The sequence below is a fragment of the Candidatus Melainabacteria bacterium genome (assembly GCA_016193285.1).
Taxonomy (GTDB): Bacteria; Cyanobacteriota; Vampirovibrionia; order 2-02-FULL-35-15; family 2-02-FULL-35-15; genus JACPSL01.
Genome location: JACPSL010000026.1, coordinates 29,847 through 31,908 on the forward strand (window position 1 = coordinate 29,847; position 2,062 = coordinate 31,908).

Here is a 2,062-nt window from a genome sequence, read left to right on the forward strand (position 1 = left end):
AGAAGAGGAACTTGAAGAGCCTGATGAACTTGATGAAGAAGAGCTAGAAGAGGAACTTGAAGAGCCTGATGAACTTGATGAAGAAGAGCTAGAAGAGGAACTTGAAGAGCCTGATGAACTTGATGAAGAACTGCTTGACGATGAACTAGAAGATGAGCTTGAAGAAGAGCCTGATGAAGAAGAACTAGATGAGCTACTCGAGGAAGATGAAGATGATGAACTACCACCAGAGGAGCATTCTATTGGTAATGTAGTTATTGAGAAAACTTTTCTTGCAATGTTACTGCTTGTGTCTGTTACCCGTAAAGTAAACAAAGCAGTCATAGCAGCTACAGGATAATAAAATAATTCTCCATTTGGTTGAATAGTAACATATCCATCTGCCCCCGATTCTATACCCCAAGTGTATGGGGCTACTCCTCCTACTGCATTGAATGTATGATTATAAGTATTTTGTAATGCAATTAAATTTGGTAAGGGAGATGAATCAGTTATTGTTAAACCGTTATTTCCATTACAAGCTTGACCTCCAAGTTGTCCATTTACTATGCATGATACTAGAGCTGTTTGTGGTTGTACTGTGATTGAGAATACTTTTTGGAGACCCGTTTGAACAGCCTGTATAGTAAAACTATATGTTCCTGCAACTGTTGGTGTTCCAGCAATTATACCAGGACCATTTCCTGGAATAGTGTCAGAAAGTTGCAGTCCAGGGGGTAGTGAACCACTTACTACTAACCAATTTATATTTTGCACGCTTCCTATTGATGTAAGTGAGATCCAATATATTTTTCCTATATAAGAATCAGGTAACTGTGCATCATTAGCAATTTGAGGAGTGCAGCTTACAACACCACTGCTAGACGAAGAGCTGGAAGAAGAAGATGATGAACTAACACCAGAAGATGATGACGATGATGATGATCCACTTGACGAAGAAGAAGATGATGAGCTTCCACTAGAAGAGCTAGATGAAGATGAGCTTGAAGAAGAGCTTGAAGATGAAGAAGATGAACCAGATGATGAACTGCTTGATGAAGAAGATGAACTACTTGAAGAGGAGCTTGAAGACGTACTAGTACTAGTAGGAGCAAGAATACACATAGCAATTCTTTCCTCGCCAGTACTGTGATTATCACATATAGGTCTATTTGTACTTGGGACACAATGGAATTCTTCGTTTAGACCACAGTCTGGAACAAAGCCCGGACAGCAGAAGGTACCACTACTACATTGTGGTTGTATGCAGTTAGGAGTTCTTTGTTCACCAGTAGAATGAGTGTGGCATACAGGCTGATTTGTACTTGGAGCACAATGGAATTGTTCTTGGCAAGTACAATCTGGAATTAATCCAGAAGTACAGAAGGTACCACTAGTACATTGAGGTGCACCACTGGAAGAAGATGAAGATGAACTTGACACTGCACCTGAAGAAGAAGATGATGATGAACCAGAAACTGTACCAGAAGATGACGACGAAGATGAGACTCCTGAAGAGGAAGAACTAGAAGAGCTACCTGATGAAGAGGATGAACTACTTGATGACGATGAGCTAGAAGAGGAAGAACTACTTGAAGAAGAAGAGACACAAGAGATCTGACTAAGTGGAATACCAAAGCTACAGTTAAGATTGGTAGAAGGACAACAAAAGACATCACTACCAGAGCAGACAACAGTGTTACCACTGCTTGTGTTACAAGTTGGAATTAATCCACTACAGTCAAGCACACTGCCTATACAAGTACAACAAGCACCAGAAGAAGAACTTGATGAAGAGCTTGAAGAAGATGATGATGAACTAGAAGATGATGAGCTGGATGAAGATGAACCCGATGACGAACTGGAAGAACTGCTTGAAGAAGAACTAGATGATGAGCTGCTTGAAGAAGATGAGGATGATGAAGAACTAGAAGATGATGAGCTGCTAGAAGATGAGGAGCTTGAAGATGAGGAAGTACTAGTAGGAGCAAGAATACACATAGCAGTTCTTTCTTCGCCAGTACTATGACTGTGACAGATGGGCCTGTTAGTAGATTGCAAACAGTGGAACTCTTCACTTGGT

3 protein-coding genes are annotated in these 2,062 nt (G+C 40.6%); all 3 read left to right on the top strand.

The annotated features are described in order from the left end of the window. On the top strand, positions 1–340 hold a 340-nt coding region (locus HYY52_05915), incomplete at its 5' end, for a hypothetical protein (GenBank protein MBI2996226.1). 498 nt (positions 341–838) lie between these two features. Beyond that, the gene (locus HYY52_05920) at positions 839–1,132 is read left to right on the top strand and encodes a hypothetical protein (protein MBI2996227.1); all 294 of its coding nucleotides are present in this window, start codon (positions 839–841) and stop codon (positions 1,130–1,132) included. Between the two features lie 543 nt (positions 1,133–1,675). Further along, entirely contained in the window at positions 1,676–2,008 is a 333-nt protein-coding gene (locus tag HYY52_05925; GenBank protein ID MBI2996228.1) for a hypothetical protein, read from the top strand. Positions 2,009–2,062 lie beyond the last annotated feature (54 nt).